This window comes from Chitinivibrionales bacterium (assembly GCA_014728215.1).
GTDB lineage: Bacteria > Fibrobacterota > Chitinivibrionia > Chitinivibrionales > WJKA01 > WJKA01.
The window spans coordinates 54,991-73,533 of record WJLZ01000044.1 but is presented as its reverse complement, the minus strand read 5'-3'; the positions used below and the strand labels follow the sequence as shown (position 1 = coordinate 73,533).

The 18,543-nt window shown below is 46.0% G+C and carries 15 protein-coding genes; 8 read left to right on the top strand and 7 right to left on the bottom strand.

Going from position 1 to position 18,543, the window contains the following annotated elements; genetic code table 11:
* Positions 1 to 56 precede the first annotated feature (56 nt).
* The 3 genes from GF401_03175 to GF401_03165 form a co-directional block, all read right to left on the bottom strand.
* Positions 57 to 797 (bottom strand): hypothetical protein, encoded by a 741-nt coding sequence (locus tag GF401_03175; GenBank protein ID MBD3344045.1) that lies wholly within the window; start codon positions 795 to 797, stop codon positions 57 to 59.
* 285 nt (positions 798 to 1,082) lie between these two features.
* Positions 1,083 to 1,475 (bottom strand): fluoride efflux transporter CrcB, encoded by a 393-nt coding sequence (crcB, locus tag GF401_03170; GenBank protein ID MBD3344044.1) that lies wholly within the window; start codon positions 1,473 to 1,475, stop codon positions 1,083 to 1,085.
* 3 nt (positions 1,476 to 1,478) lie between these two features.
* The gene (locus GF401_03165) at positions 1,479 to 3,563 is read right to left on the bottom strand and encodes a hypothetical protein (GenBank protein MBD3344043.1); all 2,085 of its coding nucleotides are present in this window, start codon (positions 3,561 to 3,563) and stop codon (positions 1,479 to 1,481) included.
* Positions 3,564 to 3,870: 307 nt separating this feature from the next.
* Between GF401_03165 and GF401_03160 the strand changes: the two genes are divergently transcribed.
* From GF401_03160 to GF401_03125, 8 genes are all read left to right on the top strand, one after another.
* Positions 3,871 to 4,563: a hypothetical protein gene (locus GF401_03160; protein ID MBD3344042.1), complete on the top strand. Its 693-nt coding sequence runs from the start codon at positions 3,871 to 3,873 to the stop codon at positions 4,561 to 4,563.
* 416 nt (positions 4,564 to 4,979) lie between these two features.
* Complete coding sequence (locus GF401_03155) at positions 4,980 to 6,269, top strand: 2-hydroxyacyl-CoA dehydratase (protein ID MBD3344041.1); 1,290 nt, start codon at positions 4,980 to 4,982, stop codon at positions 6,267 to 6,269.
* 18 nt (positions 6,270 to 6,287) lie between these two features.
* The gene (locus tag GF401_03150) at positions 6,288 to 7,037 is read left to right on the top strand and encodes a 3-hydroxyacyl-ACP dehydratase (protein MBD3344040.1); all 750 of its coding nucleotides are present in this window, start codon (positions 6,288 to 6,290) and stop codon (positions 7,035 to 7,037) included.
* Positions 7,038 to 7,098: 61 nt separating this feature from the next.
* Positions 7,099 to 7,707, top strand: coding sequence for a sulfurtransferase-like selenium metabolism protein YedF (yedF, locus tag GF401_03145; GenBank protein MBD3344039.1), 609 nt, complete (start codon positions 7,099 to 7,101; stop codon positions 7,705 to 7,707).
* Between the two features lie 151 nt (positions 7,708 to 7,858).
* On the top strand, positions 7,859 to 9,826 hold the full coding sequence (locus GF401_03140) for a hypothetical protein (GenBank protein MBD3344038.1): 1,968 nt from the start codon (positions 7,859 to 7,861) through the stop codon (positions 9,824 to 9,826).
* Positions 9,827 to 9,977: 151 nt separating this feature from the next.
* Positions 9,978 to 10,925, top strand: a complete 948-nt coding sequence (locus GF401_03135) for a hypothetical protein (GenBank protein ID MBD3344037.1) — start codon at positions 9,978 to 9,980, stop codon at positions 10,923 to 10,925.
* Positions 10,922 to 11,920, top strand: a complete 999-nt coding sequence (locus GF401_03130; protein MBD3344036.1) for a C4-dicarboxylate ABC transporter substrate-binding protein — start codon at positions 10,922 to 10,924, stop codon at positions 11,918 to 11,920. The genes GF401_03135 and GF401_03130 overlap by 4 nt, the downstream gene beginning before the upstream one ends.
* Positions 11,921 to 11,973: 53 nt before the next feature.
* Positions 11,974 to 13,785 (top strand): TRAP transporter large permease subunit, encoded by a 1,812-nt coding sequence (locus GF401_03125; protein MBD3344035.1) that lies wholly within the window; start codon positions 11,974 to 11,976, stop codon positions 13,783 to 13,785.
* A 76-nt stretch (positions 13,786 to 13,861) separates the two neighbouring features.
* Here the strand turns inward: GF401_03125 and tsaE are convergent, their stop codons facing one another.
* The 4 genes from tsaE to serS are packed head-to-tail and all read right to left on the bottom strand — an operon-like array spanning position 13,862 to position 18,495.
* A complete protein-coding gene (tsaE, locus tag GF401_03120; protein ID MBD3344034.1) occupies positions 13,862 to 14,272 on the bottom strand; it encodes a tRNA (adenosine(37)-N6)-threonylcarbamoyltransferase complex ATPase subunit type 1 TsaE in 411 nt (136 codons plus the stop codon).
* Positions 14,273 to 14,310: 38 nt separating this feature from the next.
* Positions 14,311 to 15,891, bottom strand: coding sequence for a PglZ domain-containing protein (locus GF401_03115; GenBank protein ID MBD3344033.1), 1,581 nt, complete (start codon positions 15,889 to 15,891; stop codon positions 14,311 to 14,313).
* A 22-nt stretch (positions 15,892 to 15,913) separates the two neighbouring features.
* Positions 15,914 to 17,221 (bottom strand): two-component sensor histidine kinase, encoded by a 1,308-nt coding sequence (locus GF401_03110; protein ID MBD3344032.1) that lies wholly within the window; start codon positions 17,219 to 17,221, stop codon positions 15,914 to 15,916.
* Positions 17,218 to 18,495, bottom strand: a complete 1,278-nt coding sequence (gene serS, locus GF401_03105) for a serine--tRNA ligase (protein MBD3344031.1) — start codon at positions 18,493 to 18,495, stop codon at positions 17,218 to 17,220. The genes GF401_03110 and serS overlap by 4 nt, the downstream gene beginning before the upstream one ends.
* Positions 18,496 to 18,543 lie beyond the last annotated feature (48 nt).

The window sequence follows — 18,543 nt, the reverse complement described above, 5'->3', positions numbered from 1 at the left end:
ATTTGGGAAAGGGTTCAGCATCAAGAGGCGCAAAATCTGCAGAACCTGCCTTGGAATCATCGGAAAGATATTTGCCCCTGCTGGGTATAACAATCATTGAATTTGATCAATGCGCTTATTTGTTCGCTTAAATATGATATTCTTTGATTAAAGGTCTTTAACTCATGCTTGTCTAGTTGAATTAAAACATGCCCCAGCTTAATATGCGCTCCAACAGGGATCCTGTCTTTAAAGATGTTTCCTATTTCAGTGAGCTTTTTGCGCAAATAAAAAAGCCGGTTGTCAAATACGTATCCTCTCACAAGCACACGGCCTTCGTTTGATATGATAAACCCATTGAAGTAAACTGCCACTTCTCCTATCTGCAATTTTTGGATGACATTCTCAGCCCTGTCTTTCTCCGAACTGCTTAAAGGTTCTACCAGATCGTTGTTATCAAAATGCTTCCTATTGACAATGGTAACATGGTAACTTTCAGGTGGTACATGGGCAAATAACTTAGTGGATTGGGGAGAAAACATTCTCAAATGCCTTTTAATTTCCATCGAAATATTCCAGAGATTTTCCTTAAAATCGGGATCGGGCAGGGGAAAACCAAGCGCCAAACCGGTTGGTTTATATGCGGTTGTATGAAGATAATAATGCCCTTTATTGAAAACGGCTAGTTCCCCGGCGGATCGATCCACCTCTTTTTTTTTCAACCCAGTATTACTGCTTTGAGTGGAAACAGTACTATAAAAATCATTACATGTGGTTAGGAAATCACCGGTAATTGCGTATGAATCTGAGAAATTCATTTTCATTTACTTGCTAATAAAAGGTTCTCACCAGTGAGTGTTTTATAAACGATTATTTTTATACTCAAACTATTCTTTTGCGAACAATTTATAAAAATACCGATTTCTCTTTCAAAACTTTTAAAATCAAAGGATTACATATACAGAGATGTACTATAAATACTAATTTAAATCCATGGATTGCAAGAACTTTTTTATTTTTCGGAAAAATGGAAATATTGCATGATATTCGTAGTGAAAGAAGAAAACTAATTCGGGAAAAACAGAAATATTATGGGTGTTGTATCACAGGGCAACGCCCCGCACAAGCCGTATCAGGAAAAATCCTGCACTAACGGCCACCAGACCGCCGGTAAGCTGTGCCCCTACGTTTACAAGGGCGCCGAGATACCGACCATTCTGGAGCAACAACAGGGTATCATAGCCGAAGGTGGAAAAGGTAGTGAAAGCCCCCAACATGCCGATGGTGAGAAAGAGGCGCCAGGAGTGGGCCATCTCGCTGAACCCGTTGGTCCAGCCGGCAACCGCACCGATAATCAGACAGCCGAGCATGTTGACCGCCAGGGTACCGAAGGGGAATGAGTTTCCCTTCAGGGAGACATGGACCCATCCTGAAATCAAATGACGGAGCACTGCGCCGACCAGGCCACCGGCTCCGACAGCCAGTAACTCGAGCATAACTTAACCCCTCTTTTCTTTCGGGCGAACCCCTACATCCGACATGTCAATGGGAATAAACCCGAGTTCAAAGGCAGGGGAATCCTGAGCAAGGGAGAAATCTCCCTGCTCGGCATTGGTAAACCGGGGATCTGCAATTTCCGAATGTATATCATATCCGCGCTTTTGCCATTCATCCCACTCGAAAACTTTTGATGCTCCCTCTTTTCCTGCTTTGCCGTGCCCGGCATTAACACTGTAAACCGGCGTTCTCTTTACATCCCAGTAAAGATTCAAATCGCTGAGAAAGCTTTTGGTTTCCAATCCGCCAGTCGGGTCATCCATGCCCCCCACAAAAAGCGGCTGATTATCGGTGACAACGATATTGCGTTCGAATGTAAACGATTTACCGCCATGGCCGTCGTCGAAAGCCCCTTTGTCTTCCCACCTCAAACGGACCCCGCGGCTGATCGCAATGATACCTTCCTCACCAAAAGCCCAGATATTGTTCCGCAGAACATTCTCTCTCCCAAAGTGAAGATGAAAGGGTTGACTGCTGACATTATAACAGATATTGTTTTCGATTACCAGATAGGAACTGCCTTCATCAGGATAAATGGCCCACCCGCCGTAGCCGTGCTTTTCGATGTCATGGATCAAATTGTTGCGAAGAACCGTCCCGGGCTGGATACCCAGAGTGTAAATGCCCCCCATGTCGTTGATAACGCCCTTGCCCAGATCGTGAATATGATTTTTTTCAACGAGATTATCACAGGCCACCGATGGCCAGTAACCCCAGACCCAGCCGAGGGAAATTCCGGTATAATACAAATCGTGGATATGATTATGGGCAACCCTGTTTCCAAAGGTGTGCATGAGCACGATCCCGGTGGATGCATAATAGATTTTGCCGCTGTCATAAATATGATTATCGGTGATAACCATCCCCCCGGTCCGCCGGGAGACTGTCCCCCATGAATGGGAACCGTTGACCTTGATGCCACCGCCGCCGATATCATGCATGGTATTGCCGGTTATCCTGTTCCCCCGGCAACCATCCCTGATATCCACCGCATACCATCCAAGATGGTGAAACGTGCAATTTTCAATGGTGCAATTATGAGCGCCTTCAAAAGAAACTACCCCGGGGACATCGGGCGCCGCCTGGCGGGTTACGTATGGACGGACCCAGTCGGTATGTTCGAAACAGAGGTTCCGAAAGGTCAGAAATTCAACAAAGCGCTCAGAGTCGGGCTCCCCTTGAACGATTACCAGTTGGGAAATAGCCGAAACAATGGTTTCAACCGAATCGATTGATTCTCCCTCACAGGGGATATAATAGAGCAGACAATCCTTTCTGTCCAGGTACCATTCCCCCGGTTCGGAGAGTGCTTCAAAGACATTTTCGATATAGTATCTGCTGTTCCCCTGACCAAAGGCGTCAACCAGCGACATTCGAGCTGTTTTTGAGCAGATTACCAGATTCTGCTTCTCATCGAATGATTCGATGGGCATACGATCGTCGATCCAGTAATGGAGAACAACGATTTCTACATCCTTTAAATTTTTCCATTTTTTAATTTGCCCGGCCTCACAAATAAAACGGTCTTTTATGGCATGGGGACTGGATTGTGTTTCCTTTGGTGGAATATCTTTAATAGTATAATACCCCTTTTTAGGAAGTCGGGACCGGGGACAACGCCTGTCGTTAACGAACAACTGGCGGAAGGGGCCACATTTTTCGACAATGGCGGAAACATCGGCAACCCACATCGTTTTATTATCAACAGTCTTTTCTTCCCAGTTTTTAATCTCGATCCCGCCACTGATTTTCGGTTTTTCGCCCGGATAGGAATCAAAGGTGATCGGCCCGGAATCCCGGGGTGTAAAATAGAGAGGTTTATCGCAAAAATATCTTCCTTCCCTGAGCCAGACAGTTACAGGACCGGCAAATTCTCCACGCGCTTTGCTTTTCCTGAGGATACTGCAGGCCTGCTCTAAGGTTTTAAGCGGACCATCATCTTCCGAAATATCGGGGCTTGTTCCCCTATAAGCATCATCGCCCAATGGTGAAACAAATAAATCATGGGGACCAAATTTCACTGCCATCGAAAATATCCTTCATTTAAATTGAAATAAATATAATGAGCTAAAATAATTCTTTATTCCGCATTTTTTAAAAGAATAAGGAAAAAAGGGTAATTAGCTTTAAAACATGAGTGATGCACTATTCTGGTTTATCGTTAGATATTTGTATCATCCTTTTACATTTTTTTGATAATTTGCGCATATTTAATGAATTAAATTACTTTTTTTTGATTTTTTCCGTTTTTTTTCTTATTATATATGATCTGATTTAGAAAATTGAAAAAGCGAAAAAGGATATTTTCCTGCTGGATCACGAAAGGAGCGACGTTTGCGTAGAGAAAAACCGACTCTCGGGCTTAAACATCTCACCAGCGGAGTCATATTAACGGCAATCTTAATCGGCCTCTCAGGTTGTTCATCAACCCAGACCAACATTTCCATTCTTGAATCATCGAAGGATATTACCGAGTTACGATCTGCTTTGCGGGCCATTGGACGCAAGGGCAAACGAGGATATAAAGCGATTCCACAGGTTGTGCACATTGTCCAGCGTCACCCGGATTCCGAACTTCGACAGCTGGCAATCCGCACGCTTGGGAAAATCGGATCGGAAGATAGAAATGAAGCAACCCGGGTCCTCTGTAATTGCATCTTTGAACCGGATGTGGAAATCAGAAGAATGGCGCTTGTTGCTTTAGGCGATATCACCCCCTTTCCTATGGGTGCGTTCCCGCCTCTTATCGAGGCCATGGGCGACAAAGACAGTATTGTCAGCAAAATGGCAATGACTCTGCTTCTGGATTATGTCCCTCACTGCAACCATGCTCTGAAAAATGCGCTGGCTGATCAGGAGCCCAAGATCAGAAGCATGGCCGCGTTGGCCCTGGGACATATCGGATATGACGCCCGGTTTGCGGTTCCGAAGCTCAAAGATGCGCTTGATGATGAAAATCCGGAAGTAAGAGAAAAGGCCCGGGAAGCGATCGACAAAATCTCAGCGCAAACCGGGATTCAGTATTAGCACGGCGGTGAACAAATACAATATAACGAAAAGGAAACTACCAAACGATATTTCACTTATTTATTTTTTTACAATCAATAATCCCGAATATATATTTTAAATGGAAAGCAAAACCAATTAATATCTTTTTGTACCATCAAAGGAGTTCACTGAGAAAATTTCGCAGCAGCAAGTACGACCGGTCGGGTATACAGGTTGGCTGCACACGACAAGAAAGCACATTTCCCCATCATGATAATCATCATCTGTTCTTCGTATCCCTTGTTCTCATTCCCCTCCCCGCGATTTCATCATTGTAATTTCACCACAGGGATCTCCTTTCATAATTCCTTTTTTGGGACGCTCCACACAACAGTAAGCAATTGTTCCATACATATCGTCCATTTTTTCTCTTCATTTTATGAAAGGCGGTTCTTATGACACAAGCAACCAACCAGTATCGTTCTCTATGGCAGGAACTCGGCCTCGATCTGGCCTCCCATGATGCTCTTCTGGAAGCAGTAGGTAAGGCTTATCACGACGCCTATCTATCGCAGGAAAACCGACCGGAGGGAATGAAATACTTTGATTTCGTGGTGTCCGAGATTCACGGGCTCAGGGTCAAAGAGCTTATGGATGCCCGGAAGGAAGGCCGGAAAGTTGTTGGGACCTATTGCACCTTTGTCCCCGAAGAGATTGTCCTGGCCGCCAATGGTATTATGGTTGGTTTGTGTTCGGGGGCCGACTTTGCCCTTGAGGAAGTGGAGAAGATATTGCCCCGTAATCTCTGTGCGCTCATTAAATCGAGCTTTGGTTTCAAACTCGGGAAAGTTTGTCCTTACCTTGAAGCCAGTGATATGATTGTGGGGGAAAATACCTGCGACGGCAAGAAAAAGGCGTATGAAGAACTCGGCAAACTGGCGGACAACCTTTACATAATGGATTTACCCCAGACAAAAAACGGCAACAGCAAAGAATTTCTTCGCACCGAATATAAAAAATTCATAAAAGCAATGGAACAATTAAGCGGCGTATCAATCACCGTCGAAAAACTTCAGCGTGCAATTGAAACGGTGAATAACAAGCGTAAAGCGATCCATCGCCTTTCGAAATTACGCGCCCACGCCCCGGCCCCCATATCCGGACTCGACAGCCTTCTTGTCAACCAAATCGCTTTCTTTGACGACCCCGTGAGGTTTACCGATTCGGTAAATACAATCAATGCCGAGCTTGAAGAGCGTAGTAAGGCAAACGATGGTCCTTTCGCTGCAAATACCCCCCGGATTCTGCTGTCGGGCTGCCCCTTGGCCGTCCCAAACTGGAAAGTCCCCTTTATTGTCGAATCCTCCGGAGCGGTGATTGTCGGAGAGGAATCCTGTGTTGGTGAACGGGGAACACGAAACCTGGTTGATACCACCGCTGATACCATCGATGGTTGTATTGATGCACTGGTGGACCGATATCTGTCGATTGACTGCGCAATTTTCACGCCCAATCCCGACCGGCTCAGCCATATTCAAGAGATGGTCCGGAAATACAATGCCGACGGTGTTATTCTCTATGGACTGAATTTCTGTACTCCCTATCTGGTCGAGGCCATGAATATTGAGAAGGTGCTCGAAAATCAAGGAATACCGTCAATTCGTATAGAAACCGATTACAGCCGGGAAGATGTCGGACAGTTGAAAACGCGAATCGAAGCATTCATCGAGCGGATACAGGGCTAAGCCCCAAAGGAGAAAGCAATGGGAACCTGTGGAATCGATATCGGCTCGCGGACAATTAAGATGGTTTTTCTTACCAAGGGTTCACTTTCCCGTTGGGAAGTTATGGATTCCGGTTCCTATCCGCTGAAAACAGCGCGACGCCTTCTGGCCCAATTTCCCGAATGCCCGACCATGGCAACCGGCTATGGGCGGCATCTTCTTGAGCTGGAAAATATCCCCTCGGTAACCGAAATCAAAGCTTGCGCCCGGGGTGCTCGTCATTTCTTTCCCGAGGCGGGATCGGTTATTGATATCGGGGGACAGGATTTAAAGGTGATTGTCCTGGATAAAAACGGCAAAACGGCACGATTCGAAATGAATGACCGGTGCGCTGCCGGCACGGGGAAATTCCTTGAAATCATGGCCGCCACCCTCGAATGCTCCCTCCAGTCATTCGGCGCAATGGCCCTGAAGGGTAAGGAATCGGTCCGCCTCAATTCGATGTGCACCGTTTTTGCCGAATCCGAAGTCATCAGCCTGTTGAACAGAAATTGTCCCAAAGAAGACATCGCCCTTGCTCTCCACACAAGTGTCGTTAAGAAAATTTCTTCAATGTACAGCCGGCTTTCCGGAACTGCAGAAACGATTGTTCTTGCCGGTGGCGGGGCATATAATACAGGGCTTGTTGCCCTGCTCGAAAAGTCTCTGAAAAAGAGGATACTGGTTCCCGACAACCCCCAGATTGTGGTTGCCGCGGGAGCAGCACTCCTTGCAGCAGAGCAGGAATAATATAAGAAAAGATAATCGTTTGTCTGAAAAAAATTGCAACTAGTATTCAAGGAGACAGCTCATGGCTACAAAAACCGTTGACGCCCGGGGGAAAGCATGCCCCCAGCCCATAGTGATGACCAAAAAAGCGCTGGCCGGCCTCGCCGACAACGATGAGATGGTTGTTTTGGTCGACAATGAAACATCATCTCAAAATGTTCAACGGTTTCTTCAAAGTAACGGGATGGAAAGCTCATCGTCCCGGGAGGGCGACACCTATACCATTACCGTCACAAAGATACAGCCCGATTTGTCACACCCCGATGCCGAAGCTTATTGCTCAACCGGGAAAACCGGCAATCATGTCATTTGCATTACCGGCCAACGAATGGGAATTGGCGCCGAAGAACTGGGTGATATCCTCATTCGTGCCTTCATCAATAGTCTCAAGGAAGTGAGTCCTCTTCCCCGGTGCTTGATTTTTTATAACAGTGGTATCAACCATGTTCTGAGCGATTCACCGGTTCTCCAGAGCATCCGCGAACTCGAAAGCCTCGGGGTCGAGGTAATCGTATGCGGAACGTGTGCCAAGTTTTACGATCAGACGGATTATGTCGCGGTGGGAACTATTTCCAATATGTACGACATTATCGAACAACTCACCTCGGCAAGCAAGGTGATCATGCCCTGATGTGCCCTTCGGGTGGGCGGGTTGTTGTTTTTGCTGTTGTATGGTCGTTCGATCGAACGGCCATACAACACGGCGGATGTCCCCACGCAGTTAACTCCGCAATTTATATTATTTCTCTGCGAGTTACAACCACTCTTTCAGGAGGAAACCCATGATCGACATCCCTTCACGTCAAGTACACCTCGATTTTCACACCTCCGAATATATCCCTGAAGTTGGGGCTAAATTCGATAAAGAGCAATTTCAGCAGGCCCTTCGTTTCGGCCATCTCAATTCGATTACAATCTTTGCTAAGTGTCACCACAGCTGGTCGTATTATCCAACAAAAGTCGGACGGTCTCATCCCCATCTTAAAACCGATCTTCTGGGTCAGCAGATCGAGGCCTGCCATGAAATCGGCATTCGCGCACCCATCTACTATACTGTCGGATGGTCTGCCAATGATGCTGAAGACCATCCTGAGTGGCATCATAAAAACAAAGATGGATCGACTTTTGAACTTTTTCCCGATCCCAAAGCCAAACCTTCCGATCCCAAGCCTACGTTTTCATGGAAATATCTCTGTCCCTCGGGATCATATCGTGAGCACATGTATGAGCAGACCAAAGAGATTGTTGATATGTATCCGGTTGATGGTTTCTTTTACGATATCTGCTGTGCGGAGCTCTGCTATTGCGACCGCTGTAAAAGCGGTATGAAAGATGCCGGGCTGGATTGGGAAAAGGAAGAGGATGCCAAAAAATGGTATGTTCAAAACTGGCGCGAATTCATGCAGGGATGTAATGAAATTATTCTGGCGAAATATCCTGAAGCAACGATATTCTACAATGGGAGTGCGGAAGTATATCGGGATCAGTTTGTCGATCTCGAAACGCACATGGAACTTGAAGATCTCCCGACCACCTGGGGCGGCTATGAGAAATTTCCAGTCCGGTCAAAGTACTTTGCCAATTATGGGAAGCAGCTTCTCGCCATGAGCGGCAAATTTCATACCGCCTGGGGAGAATTCGGCGGTTTCAAGCATCCTGAGGCTATCCGTTATGAAGGCGCAGCCATGATTGCCTGGGGTTCAGGCTGCAGCTTCGGCGACCAGCTTCACCCGTCCGGCGAAGCCGATCTGGAGACCTATCGAAATATCGGTGAGGCCTATAAATATGTAGAACAAATTGAAGAATACGGATTGAAATCGGGCCCTTATTCAAATCTGGGAATCTGGTTGAGCGGCGACAAGCCTTCCGACCAGGGGGTGGCAACGATGCTCCACGAAGTACAAATGGACTACGAGCTTGTGGATAAAACCAAGAATATCGATAAGTATGAAACAATAATCATTCCGGGCGGCAATTGCCTGAATAGTGATGAAGCTGCGCTTTTAAGTGACTATGCCAAAAAAGGCGGTTCATTGATTATTATCGGAGAAAGCGCTCTTGATAAGGAAAAGAAAAAGTTTCTCTTTGATTTTGGCGCCACCTATGAAGGTCCCGGCACCTATGATATCGATTATCTTTTTGTGAAGAAAAAAATCGGCGAAGATGTTGTGACATCTCCTTTCCTCTGTTATTCACCGGCCTTAAAGTGTATTCCTGAGGAAGCCGAAATACTGGGCGGAGTGTACGAACCCTATTTCAGCCGAACTTACGAAAAATACTGTTCTCATCAGTATACCTGCTATCAAACAGAACCGGCAAAACATCCGGGCATAATCAAAAAAGGTTCCATTATATATTTCGCCCATCATATTGGAGCCATCTATTACGAACACGGTGCCCGGATACACCGTCAGGTGTTTATCAACGCCCTTAGCCTCCTCTATAAAAAACCGGTGCTCAAGGTGGATATGCCTTCAGCGGCAAAGGTCAATTTCCTTGTCCAGCCGGCACATAAGCGCTACGTTGCCCATCTGCTGTATGCACCGCCAATTCAACGTGGACGGTGCCTGGTTATTGAAGATATGGTTCCCTTGTACTATATCCCTGTTGAAGTTACTGTTCCGGAAAAGATCAAAAATGTATATCTGGCACCGCAGAAAGAAAAGGTGGATTTTGAAATCAAAGGCGAGACCGTTTTTGTAACCGTCCCTAAAGTTGAGTGCCATCAGGCGATAGTATTTGAATATTAAACAGCAGCACCGCAGAAAAATACTTTTGTAGGTCTTTTCTGAAGCTCTTGTGGTGTCTTTATTACTGCCGGTTTGACATTACCTCTGCCCTTACTGATTTTTACTTTATGAAGCTTGAGTGCTTCATACAATAATTGTAGTATATATATCTATGGTGCATTATATGAGATTATTTCCTTTTCAGGTACTTTTGGCTTTCCTGCTGTTTTCCGGATGTTCGGTAAAAAAAATTGCGATCAATTCGGTTGCCGACGCTTTGTCTGGTGAAGGAAGTACTGTTTTTACCGGCGATAATGATCCGCAATTGGTTGCCGATGCGCTTCCCTTTGCACTCAAAATGTACGAGACCATGCTCGAGCAGACCCCGGAACATGCTGAGCTTCACCTTGCCACCGGTAAGGCGTTTACCTTGTATTCCTATGCCTTTGTGCAGGGTCCGGCGGCGCAATTGCCCGATGAAAAAATCAGTACACGAAAAAAGATGAACCAGCGGGCCAAAAAGCTCTTTCTCCGGGGAAGAAATTATATCCTGACCGGACTCGATATTAACCATCCCGGATTCAGAGATGCGCTGAGGCAATCGGCCGATTCGGCATTAGCCATGACAACCGAAGCGGATACCGCGTTTCTCTACTGGGCGGGAGCATCATGGATGGGCGCTCTGACGACCGATAAATTCAATCTCGGCCTGCTGATGAGCATGCCAAAGGCTGTTGCCTTTGTTGAAAAATGCATGGAATATAATCCAGCCTTTGGTGAAGGATCCTGTCATGAATTTTTTATCTCCTATTACGGCAGTATTCCCCCGTCTATGGGCGGAAGTGAACAAAAGGCACGGGAACATTTCAAAAAGGCCGTTGAATTGTCGCAGGGAAGTAAGGCATCTCCCTACATGTCCCTCGCGACCTCGGTATGCGTGAAAAAACAATACAAAGAAGAATTCATTCAGCTCATGAAAAAGATTTTATCCATCGATGTCGACGCGTATCCCCGCAACCGGCTGTTGAATATAATCAGCCGGAGGAGAGCGGAATGGATGCTTGCGCATATTGATAATTTCTTTCTTCCTGAAGAAAAAGGAGCAGAAATAGAACAATGATTACTCCCATAATTCGTCTGGTCATACTCGCTGCATTGTTTTTGGTATTTCCGCTTAATGCCCTGACCATTAAGCTCGGGACTCTTGCACCTGAAGGCTCTCCCTGGGACAATGGCCTTCGCAAAATCAATGCAGAATGGAAAGAGTTATCCGATGGTAAGGTATCGTTCAAGATATATCCCGGAGGAATTGCCGGCGATGAAGAAGATATGATACGCAAGATGAGGATCGGCCAGCTCGATGCTGCCGGAATTACCGGCGTGGGCTTAACACGGATCTATCCTCTCATACTCAATGTTCAGGCGCCGCTGCTTGTTCGCACCGATGAACAGCTTGACTATGTTCTGGAGAAAATGAAACCGAAATTCGAGCAAGGGCTCGAAAAAAAAGGTTTTGTTATCCTTCTCTGGAATAAAGTAGGATGGGTTCATTTCTTTTCAAAGAAGCCGGTAGTGTATCCCGAAGATCTTATGAAACAGAAGCTGTTTGTCTGGGCCGGTGATGCCGACGGGGTCCAGGCCTGGAAAGAAATGGGGTTTCATCCGGTGCCACTTGCCGTCACCGATCTCATGTCGTCACTTCAAAGCGGTATGGTTGAAGCATTCACGACCACTCCTCTGTCGGCGGCAACCAATCAATGGTTCGGGCTGGCAAAAAACATGTGCGAGCTTAAATGGGCTCCCCTTTTAGGTGGTGTTATTATTTCCAGGAGAACCTGGAACAGAATACCAAAAAACCTCCGCCCGAAACTTCTGAAAGCGGCACGAAAAATCGGTAAATCCATGGAAAGCGAAATTGCCGAAGCCGATCAAAAAGCGGTTATTATCATGAAACAACATGGATTGACGATCAACCCTGTCTCCGAGGATGCCCTGCAGGAATGGAAAAGCGTTGTTGAAAAAGGAACACGGAAAGTTTTCGGGAATTCACTCGAGAAAGAAATATATAACGAAATTGAAGCGCTGATTCGGGAATTCAAAAGCGAGAATGAATAATTCCGGTTGACATTCTTCATTTAAAAACTATTGATATGCACTCTACGATCTTCATGAAAAAAAGCATCAGTGCCCTCCTTTCATTTCTGTGCAAAGCCGAAAATATCGTCATCTCGATAGTGCTTGTGGGTATTGCTCTTTTTCCCACTCTTGAAGTGATTTTTCGTGTTTTCGGCAGCGGTATTCATGGTTCATCCGACTATGTTTATCATCTTGTCTTATGGATCGCCTTCGGCGGGGCCATGATTACCTCGAGGGAGGAAAAACATCTTGCAATCAGCGCACTGATTGATCATGTCGGGCCCCAGACCAGAAGAATTGCCCAAAGCATCAAAGCCTGTCTTTCGGTGGCAATTTGTATAAGCCTTGCGATCAGTTCCCGGCAACTCGTGCAGATCGGCTTCGGTCCGGAACAGAAAGTAGGAATATTCCCTATCCAGGCGGTGCTGTATATCATGCCCGTTGCTTTCGGTATAATGGCAATCAGATTTGTTACTCATGCTCCAAAAGGGATCGCATATAAACTTATTGCCCTGAGTGGCGGTTTACTTACTGCTCTCTTCGCCTTTTTTCTGCAGGATTTGATGGCCTATGTTATCTGGCCGAGTGCAATTCTTCTTATTATTGCAGCATTCTTCGGAACGCCCATCTTTGTGATTCTCGGCGGAATGGCGGTTCTTCTTTTTTATAATTCGGGTGGATCTATTGCAGTAATACCCAATGAGGCCTACACCATGCTGACCGGCCCGATCATACCGACGATTCCACTTTTTACCCTTGCGGGTTTCATTTTGTCCGAAAGCAAGGCAGGAGAACGGCTTGTCAAGATGTTCAATGCGGCTTTCGGGCGGCTTCCGGGCGGCCTTGCAATTATGGCAATTATCGTCTGCGCCTTTTTCACCACCTTCACCGGAGCATCGGGCGTGACAATCCTTGCCCTGGGAGGGCTCCTCTCATATGTACTTATCGAAGGTGGTCATTCCAAAAAATTCACCTCAGGCCTGCTCACCGCATCGGGCAGTATCGGTCTTTTATTCCCCCCGAGTTTACCGATAATCCTCTATGGAGTTGTCTCACACGTTAATATCAAGCACATGTTTATCGGCGGTATTATACCGGGATCCTTGATGGTAATTACTCTTGCATTACTCGGTATCGGTAATGCGGCAAAGCGCAAATCGAATTATCCCTCATTTAATATAAAAGAACTTATATCTGCCCTGATCGGAGCCGCAGGTGAAATCTTTCTGCCGATCCTGACAATCTTTCTCTTTTTCAAGGGAATTACAACGCTTGTGGAAACAGGGGCAATTGCTGTTGTGTATGCATTGATTCTGGAAGTATTCATTCATAGAGATATCAAGCTTAAGGAGATCTCTTCCGTTTTTCTCAAATGCATTCCTCTGATCGGTGGTGTGCTGATAATTCTTGCCGTCGCCAACGGACTTTCCTATTTTATCATCGATGCCGAAGTTCCGATGTCCCTTGCAGCATGGTGCAAAGAAAATATTCAATCAAAATATGTTTTTCTCATCCTTCTCAACATTGCACTTCTGATCACCGGTTGCTTTATGGATATTTTCTCAGCCATTATGGTGGTAGTTCCTCTGATTATCCCTCTGGCTGAAGCCTATGGTATTCATCCTGTGCATTTAGGAATTATATTCCTCGCGAATCTGGAACTGGGCTACCTTACTCCGCCGGTTGGATTGAATCTCTTTCTTTCCTCATACCGTTTCAACGAGCCGCTTATTAAAATTTACAAAAATGTTATCCCCTTTTTAATCGCACTCCTCGTTGCGGTACTCCTCATTACCTATGTGCCGTGGCTCACAACAGGATTGCTGGATATATTCACCTTATAAGGGGACAGGGTGGCAGGATCTATCGAATGGTAGCCGAGTAGTGAATGTTTGATACCGGATCCATATATTTTACACGCTACGCTACCTCAATCTCACGAATATCATCACCCCGATCGGAAAAGCGGATCGTACGTACATCTTCAGGCAAAACTTCGGGAAATCTGTCGGCCCATTCGATCAGACAGACGCCATCGGCCCCGACATAATCCGCAAAGCCGATCTCAATGAGTTCATCCGGATGAGAAAGGCGATAAAAATCAAAATGGTAGACCGGAAACGATCTGGTCTGATAGGTGCGAAGAATTGTAAATGAGGGACTCTGCACTTTTACCTGTGGATTGAGATAATCAACAAATCCCCTGACAAATTCGGTCTTACCCGCCCCCAACTCACCGATAAGTGCATAGGTCTCACCTACCCGGGCTTTTGCAGCCGTTTTGGCGCCCAGAGAACGGGTATCATCAGCAGAACGGGTCGTTACACTCATCGCTTTATGTAATTTCTCGGTGTTGTATAAACAGGTGCTCAGAACTTGCCGGCATCTTTGGGCTCCATAATTGCCAGCGGAATAATCATTTCTTCCATCGAAACGCCGCCATGCTGAAAGCTGTTCTGGTACTGTTCCTGGTAATTCTCAAATTTATCAGGATGAACAAAGTAATAATTTTCCTTTGCAATGATACAATTGTTTTCTTCCGCTACAACCGGTAATCTATAGACGGTGGGATCCGAAAGAAAAATCGAATGACGTTCATCGCTGGTTACTTTGGGTCCGTATTTATAACGGAGATTCTTTGCCAGACTTTCGACCCCGTATACTTCGGTGCCACGGGTACAGAACGTGCTCCCATGGTCGGTTGTTAATATGACGGTACAGTCCTTGCGCGCAAGTTCCCGGAGTATCTGAAACAAGTTTGAATACTGAAACCACGAAGAGGTCAACGAACGAAATGCGGTCTCATCAGGTGCAATTTCCTTGAGTATTGTCGATGTGGAGCGGGAATGGGCGAGAAGATCCACAAAATCGACAACAATTGTCACCAATGGATGTTTTTTATAGGATGGAATATTGCGCAGAACTTTCTGCGAATCGCGGGTGTTCTTTATTACTTCAAAGGGATAATCCCGCTTTACGCTCATTCCAAGACTTTTGAGTTTCTCGGCAAGCATTTTTTTCTCATACTTGTTATGGGCATCGCTTTCCTCATCGAGGTCTTTGAACAGCTTTGGATATTGTTCCGAAATCTCCTGTGGATACATCCCCGCAAACAGGGCATTCCGGGCAAAGGGAGTTGATGTGGGAAGTAAAGAAAAATAGCATCCCCGCTGAATTGAATAGTATGTCCTGAGCAGTGGTTCGATCGCATAGTACTGATCCAGACGCATGCAATCAAGAACAATAAAAAACACCTTTTTATCATCCTGAAGACGGGGAAAGAGCACTTTTTCGACGATATCGGCCGACATGAGCGGAGGATTCTTATTTCCTTTGACCCAGGCAGGATAATGTTCGGTAATAAATTCGGCAAATACGGCATTGCAATCGGACCGCTGACCGGCATGGGTTTGACGTAATCCTTCATCCTCTACATTCTGCAGCTCAAGATCCCATTTTGTTAAATTATTGAACAGGCGTATCCACCGGCGGGCATCCATAGTGCTGGAGAGGGCAACCCGATTTTCTGAATAATCGCGTACAAATCGCTGATTGATCTGCGTCGACATTATCTGCCGTGAATCGAGGAGTCTTTTACATACCGAAAGTATCTGAGAGGGATTAACCGGCTTGGTAAGGTACCCGTCAATCTTGCGCCCGAAAGCATCTTCCATAAGCCGTTCTTCCTCACTCTTCGTCACCATGACGACCGGAAGATCGGGCTGCATTTCCTTGATTTCTTCCAGAGTGGTCAACCCGTCTTTCCCGGGCATCTGTTCATCGAGAAGAACAAGATCGAATTTCCCCGGTTTTTCGGTAAGCACATGGAGAGCATCATCACCGCTGAACACCGGGATCACGCTGTAACCCCGTGTCTCGAGAAACATTATATGCGAACGCAGAAACTCGATTTCATCATCAACCCATAGTACTTTTTTACGACCACCCATCAGTATCTACTCCTTGTAAAAACTATGTCGTCCGGCGCACCGGCAAATCAATGTGAAAAATAGTACCTTTCCCCTTCTGAGACCAATGGACATAAATCAATCCATTATGATAGTCCTCAACAATACGCTTTGCCAGCGTAAGGCCGAGTCCCCATCCCCTCTTTTTAGTGGTATACCCCGGAGAAAATACTTTCTTACGATCTTCCCATTGAATGCCTTTACCATTGTCCTTATGAATAATCCTGACCATTTTATTATCCGAAATATATTCGGTTTTAAGTTCGATCAATCCGTTTTGTGACCGTATCGCATCGAGGGCATTTTTTTGAAGATTTTCGATGACCCACTCCATTAGATCACGATTGCAGGGAACTTCCGGAAGCACACCGAAATCTTTTTGAATCTCTATTTTTCTTCCCAGCACAGGGAGCCGGGCGCTGAAATACTGCATGGCATCTTCAACAACTTTGTTAATATTACTGGGAAACAGGTCGGGAACCGAACCGATCTGATTGAACCGGTTGGTAATTTTTCTCAACCGTATCAGGTCACCTTTCATATTCCCGCAAATTTTCCCAACCTGGCCAATGAGCTCTTCGGGTTCAGGCCCATCCTCGCCTTCAGGTGCAGCTTCAAGATATTCAACCCACCCCATCAGTGACGATATCGGGGTACCCAGCTGATGGGCCGTCTCCTTTGCCAATCCTACCCAGAGATTGCTCCTTTCGGTTACCCTCACACTGTGAAAGGCAAGATAGGCTAAAAGCATCACCGCAACAACCAGCCCTATCTCCAGAAAGGGCATCCACTCAAGAGTTTTCAGACGGTCACTGTTACTATAGACCAGGTAACCGATTTTTGTTCCTGTTTCGTGGATAATAATCGGTTTCGGTTCATAGGTGGCCCTGAAATCTTCAATTTTCTTTCTGATTTCTTCTTTTGATATGGCTGCTGTATCATTGGGAGCGATATGCTCACGATTCCAGAGAGGCCCTGTGGTAATATTTTTCCAGATAATCGGTCGCCACGAGGTATCGGTAACAATAATTGGAAAATGGAGCTTTTGAATCACTTCCTGAAAGATTACCTCGATCTCCTGATTATTCATTCGCTGTGAAAGAGCAGTTTTGATCAATTCAGCATAGGTCTGGGTTACCCTTACCGAATCTTTTCGTATCTGACCGATAATTTGCCGGGTAAAAAGCGCATACCAGAGGAGTCCGCCAAAACAGAGGAAAAGAAAGAAATGCTTCCCCGTGAAGCTCCTTAAGCGCATAAAAAACGGGTAAAGCGCCTGTGCCGGGAAATGTCTCTTTACAAATTTTCTCACGATGACTGTATTTCTTTTACACCGCGCATATATGGTTGAAGTACTTCGGGTATACGGATGGTTCCCCGGGAGGTCTGGTATGTTTCGAGCAGGGCTACCAGAATCCTGGCAGTCGCAACACCAGATCCATTGAGTGTATGGATATACCGCGGTTTCCCGCCCTCCCCGGGTTTGTATCGGATATTCATACGCCGCGCTTGAAAGCTTTCAAAATTGCTGCACGAAGAAACTTCGAGGAATTTCTTTTCCCCCGGAGCCCATACTTCAAGATCATAGCATTTTGCCGCAGCAAAAGAAAGATCGGCATCACATAAGGCAAGCACCCGGTATTTCAGGCCCAGTGCCTGTAAAATACCTTCGGCATTTTCCCGCAAACTCTCGAGTTCATCATAGGAATTTTCGGGAACAACAAACTTTACCATCTCAACTTTGTTGAACTGATGCAATCGCAGAAATCCTTTGGTATCTTTCCCGTAGGAACCCGCTTCTCTTCTAAAGCAAGCGCTATAGGCACAGTATTTTACCGGAAGCTGCTCTTCGTTGAATATCTCGCCCCGATGAATATTAGTCACCGGAACTTCAGCGGTAGGAATACAGAAAAGCCGGTCTTCGCCGATATAATACATCTGATCGGCGGATTTGGGTAACTGCCCGGTCCCGAAATGACTCTCTTCGTTGGCAAGGAAAGGAGGAAATATTTCGGTATAGCCGTTTTTGGTCACATGGGTATCGAGAAAAAAGGAGATAAGGGCGCGTTCAAGCAATGCCCCGGCGCCTTTATAGAGCGGGAACCCGGCCCCGCTGATTTTTGCGCCACGGGTAAAATCAAAAAGCCCAAGCGATTCACCAAGCTCCAGATGATCTTTCGGGGTAAATTTAAAGGAAGGCTCCTCTCCCCACTCACTTACAACAACATTGTCTTCTTCGCTTGCACCATGAGGAACCGTTTCATGAGGAACATTGGGGATCTTGATCGCTATTGCACGAATGTCATCTTCAATGGTTTTCAGATCAGTGTCAAAATTTTTGATTTGTTCCGAGACCGTTTTCATTTCACTGAGAATCCCGGATGCATCGTTCTTTTCTTTTTTTAACAGGGCAATTTCCTGAGACTTTTTGTTTCGCAGGCTTTTCAACTGTTCGACTTCATAGATAATCTCGCGTCGCTTACGATCCAACTCGAGAATGCTTTCGATATCTGCCGGGTCCTTTTTATTAAGGGATGCCTGTTTTACCTTATCGGGGTTTTCTCTAATAAATTGAATATCGAGCATTGTACGGCCTCTTTGACAAAAATAGCACTTGTGAAACAGTAATAGGCA

Coding starts and splice junctions, on each gene's coding strand:
- GF401_03175 (MBD3344045.1), bottom strand. CDS start 797: ATGAATTTCTCAGATTCATACGCAATTACCGGTGATTTCCTAACCACA.
- crcB (MBD3344044.1), bottom strand. CDS start 1,475: ATGCTCGAGTTACTGGCTGTCGGAGCCGGTGGCCTGGTCGGCGCAGTG.
- GF401_03165 (MBD3344043.1), bottom strand. CDS start 3,563: ATGGCAGTGAAATTTGGTCCCCATGATTTATTTGTTTCACCATTGGGC.
- GF401_03155 (MBD3344041.1), top strand. CDS start 4,980: ATGACACAAGCAACCAACCAGTATCGTTCTCTATGGCAGGAACTCGGC.
- GF401_03150 (MBD3344040.1), top strand. CDS start 6,288: ATGGGAACCTGTGGAATCGATATCGGCTCGCGGACAATTAAGATGGTT.
- yedF (MBD3344039.1), top strand. CDS start 7,099: ATGGCTACAAAAACCGTTGACGCCCGGGGGAAAGCATGCCCCCAGCCC.
- GF401_03140 (MBD3344038.1), top strand. CDS start 7,859: ATGATCGACATCCCTTCACGTCAAGTACACCTCGATTTTCACACCTCC.
- GF401_03135 (MBD3344037.1), top strand. CDS start 9,978: ATGGTGCATTATATGAGATTATTTCCTTTTCAGGTACTTTTGGCTTTC.
- GF401_03130 (MBD3344036.1), top strand. CDS start 10,922: ATGATTACTCCCATAATTCGTCTGGTCATACTCGCTGCATTGTTTTTG.
- GF401_03125 (MBD3344035.1), top strand. CDS start 11,974: ATGAAAAAAAGCATCAGTGCCCTCCTTTCATTTCTGTGCAAAGCCGAA.
- tsaE (MBD3344034.1), bottom strand. CDS start 14,272: ATGAGTGTAACGACCCGTTCTGCTGATGATACCCGTTCTCTGGGCGCC.
- GF401_03115 (MBD3344033.1), bottom strand. CDS start 15,891: ATGGGTGGTCGTAAAAAAGTACTATGGGTTGATGATGAAATCGAGTTT.
- serS (MBD3344031.1), bottom strand. CDS start 18,495: ATGCTCGATATTCAATTTATTAGAGAAAACCCCGATAAGGTAAAACAG.